The following is a 3,823-nucleotide window of genomic DNA, read 5'->3' as shown; positions in this document are numbered from 1 at the left end:
GCTTGAGACTCAATTTAGTGAGTATATTCCTGATAGCCTGTTTGGAAATAAAGACAAAAAGTACTGGAAGATCTACCGTAAGCACTTCCAGCATAGGCAAGATAACGGCGACTTTAGGCGCCAATTTAAAGCGCTATTTATGGAGAACATGCAAAAACAAAGTGAGGAGCGAGAATGAGAAAAGTCGCATTCTTAATCTTCTCATTAATGTTGACTGCGTGCTCTTCAGATCCTGAACCAGTAGTAACTAAGCATACTTTTACTGTAACGGCTGACACATTAATCAACCAGTATAACGACGATCAAGCAAACCCCGTCGTTGTACGTATTTATCAGTTAACTGACCAGCAACTATTTAAACAGTTGCCTTTCATTGACCTATATAACAATGACTTACAGTTACTGGCAGCCAACTTAGTTTCTAAGCAAATATTGCCGATAGTCTTACCGAATTCTTCGCAAGAGTTGACTCTCGACATTAATAAAAACACCCAGTACATCGCGGCTCTAGTTGAGTTTGCAGATTACCAAAACAGTACGACAAAAACAGTTCAAATGTTACCTAGTGACCCGGAGCAATATCTACAGCTCACTCTAACTGGCAACAAGGCCGAATTAGAGACGATCACACCCGACTCAAGTTGGTGGCAAGTTTTTTAGTACCCAATAAATTAAAGAATTATAAATAGGGAAATCTCGTGGACGCTTTCAAAAAAGTAGTGTGGCAAGAGGGAATGTTCATTGCACCTCAGCACTTTCAACAACAAGATCGCTACGTGCAGAATTACATTCGTCAGAATATTGAAACTTTAGCGGGCTTTGCCCCGTTTTTCGGCATAACAGAGCTTGTTATCAATCATGACTTACTAAAGATCGGTAAGTTGTCGATCCCTAGTTGTGCTGGAATATTTCCAGACGGCACCCAGTTTGATTTAAAGAATGAAATCGCAATAGATATACCGCAGGGAACAATTGAAAGTGTACTTTATTTGGCGTTGCCAATATCGTTACAAGGCAATAATGATTACAGTGAAGATGGTCAAGAACAAAGCCGCTACTTAACAAGTTCCATTAATGTGTTCGATACGTCTACCTCTGAAAACGCCAGTGTCGAGATCGATGTTGCACACCTTAATATCAGCTTAAAGTTCGCTGGTGAAGATACATCTGGCTTTACATTAATCCCTGTTGCGAAAGTTCTAGAAATTAATGATGCCGAAGAAGTCATCTTGGATCGTGCGTTTATTCCTGCTTGTTTACATTATGGTGCATCGACATTTCTCAACGAACGAGTAAAAGAGATTCACGCTTTAGTAAGCAATCGAGCACAAAATCTATTAAAGCGCATAGAAGCGGGACAAGGACAGAAGAGCCCCCAATCGTTAATGCAAGACTTTCTGTGGCTACAAACACTGAACACCTGGCTTCCTTGGTTTGATTTAACCATTAGCAATACCAAGCACCCAACTCATCAACTGTACTCAAAGCTTAAGCAGTTTGAAGCTCAAGTAATGGCATTAACTCCCGCGATCCCTGAGCAATGTGCACCTCTTAGGTACGAGAGCCTATACAATAATTTTAACCCGCTATTTTCAAACCTAAGAAACTTACTCACGTTAGTTCAACAAGATTCTGTGATTGAGTTTAAGTGGGACACTACATTGTTTGAAAAGCGTCGTTTATTGAGAACACTAATCAAAGATCCGACTAGCGTTTACAAYCGCCGTTTTGTGCTCAGTGTAAAATCTGATATCAGCAGTAATGAACTCATTGAGTTATTCCCAATATCGGCAAAACTTAGCAGCAATAACAAGATTGTAGAATTGGTGAGAAGCTCGCTTTCAGGCATACCTCTATCACCATTACCTATTGCTCCAAGTGAGTTAAAACCGGTACAAGGTGTCGCATATTTCGAAATAGATACTAAAGATCGAAATTGGTTGGATATGCTAGATACTAGAGATGCAATTGCCCTTCATGTCGATGCTCGAATCCCCGACCTTGAAGTCGTACTTTACGCGTTGAGATAAATCTATGGATTATTTAGACGAAGAGACACTCGTAATTGATAAGGCTGAACCGAAAGCAGCTACGGCTGATGACGGTCATAATTTGTCAAAACTGGTTTCCGTTCATTCAACGCACAGCCAAGAAGAGTTCTTATATCACTTTGATAAAGCTGAAAACCAACTGATCAATATCAGTAGTGCTCTACTGACTAAAACACTGAAAATATCAATGCTGTCAGAGCCGGAAGACTTGACGGTTTTCCGCGAGCAACTTATCCATTGTATTAATGATATAAAAGCTCAAGCTACCGAGCTTACCTACCCTATCGCTGTTATCGATAAACTGTGTTTTTTGTATGCAGTGGTACTCGATGAATTCATTATATATACCGAATGGGGAGAGAAGCGAGGTTGGGAAAATAAGACTTTGCTAAGTGAACTGTTCGGAATGCGTAATGGCGGTGAGCTGTTTTTCTCTGTTGCAGAAAAGGCAGCAAGACAACCTCATAAACTTATAGACCTTCTTGAGATCATTTACCTATTTCTTAACATAGGCTTCAAAGGTCAATACCGTGACAGTGGTGCTGAACAACTAAAGTCYTTCATTCATCAGTTAGAACAGACTATTAGTCAATATCGCCTAGTGAGTGGGGTTCACTGTCACACGAAGATAAAACTACCTGAAGTTAGAAAACCAACTCGCCGTAAACGCTACCTTATTACCAGTCTATTTTTCTTTTGCTTGATAGCAACAACGGTAGGGTTAACTGAATTCTGGTATACCAAAACACACTCTCAAAGAGCACGTGATTTCAGTTACCTACCTGATTTCAGCAATCGCTATATCTTATCGGGTGAAATGCAAGACATCATATTTATCAGTCAGGACGGCGATCTTGAATCCATGCCTAATCATGGCAGCAGAGCTGACACCATAGTTAAACCAAAAGTCGACATATTCCCTATGAATACGACCAACTGGTTAGTTCAACTCGCCACTTTTTCTCAAAAGAAAAATGCAACAGCGTTCGTTGATAGGCTTGCACCTTCTCAATATGAGCCTGTAATCGAACCATTCAATAAATATTACCGAGTGATCCTCCGTACCGACACTGCCGACGAAGCTAGAACGATAAAGGCGTGGTACGCAGACAAAGAGATCAAGGCCATTATCGTCCGTAATAGCCCAGCACAGGAATTAAATAAGGAAGAATCTAACTGATTATGCCTGATACCAATTCAAAACAGCCAGCCAATAAGAAGAAGTCAGCAGGTATTGCTGTACTTACATCTATCACGCTCTTTACCATTGTGACGAGCGTTATTTGGTTAACACCTCTCAGCGCCTATCTGGCTGTCGCTCTTACTACAACCGCGATCGTATCTACGATTGTTGGTGTCATTTGCTACTGGGTTTTAATAAAAAGAACGCCAAAGGCTCAAGATGAAGCATCAAACAAAGCGCTTATAGAGAAAAGAAAAAAACAATTAGCCGCTCACTTCATCCGTATGATCAATGGACAAAAACGAAAGGTACGTTTGACCAGCCGATACGATCAGCCAATCTACCTATTACTCAGTGCCGATCCATCTAAAGATAAAAGCATCATCACTCAAATGGGCTATGAAGCGTATAAACTGGACGACTTCGGTAACGACATTGAATTCCCTGTCCTATTTTGGGTCAGTGAACACTCAATTTTGATCTCTTTGAGTATGGGAGAAGACCAGCACCCTGAGTATTTAAAAACGCTTTGCCAGTCACTAAATACATGGCGACCGCGTCAAGCAGCCAACGGTATATTACTCACAAC

Annotated in this window: 3 protein-coding genes and 1 pseudogene; all 4 read left to right on the top strand. The window is 40.8% G+C overall.

The window, feature by feature from the left end:
- Nucleotides 1–174 precede the first annotated feature (174 nt).
- Nucleotides 175–660, top strand: a complete 486-nt coding sequence (tssJ, locus tag L4C33_RS20395; protein WP_428814225.1) for a type VI secretion system lipoprotein TssJ — start codon at nt 175–177, stop codon at nt 658–660.
- Nucleotides 661–698: 38 nt separating this feature from the next.
- A complete protein-coding gene (gene tssK, locus L4C33_RS20390) occupies nt 699–2,030 on the top strand; it encodes a type VI secretion system baseplate subunit TssK (protein WP_428814224.1) in 1,332 nt (443 codons plus the stop codon).
- A 4-nt stretch (nt 2,031–2,034) separates the two neighbouring features.
- Nucleotides 2,035–3,231 (top strand): type IVB secretion system protein IcmH/DotU, encoded by a 1,197-nt coding sequence (icmH, locus tag L4C33_RS20385; protein WP_428814223.1) that lies wholly within the window; start codon nt 2,035–2,037, stop codon nt 3,229–3,231.
- A gap of 2 nt (nt 3,232–3,233) precedes the next feature.
- Nucleotides 3,234–3,823 (top strand): annotated as a pseudogene (locus L4C33_RS20380) (type VI secretion system membrane subunit TssM); the annotation flags it as partial.

The sequence above is a fragment of the Vibrio makurazakiensis genome (genome assembly GCF_050337375.1).
Taxonomy (GTDB): Bacteria; Pseudomonadota; Gammaproteobacteria; order Enterobacterales; family Vibrionaceae; genus Vibrio; species Vibrio makurazakiensis.
Note: the sequence above shows the minus strand (reverse complement) of the source record. Positions and strands in the feature narration are given on the sequence as shown.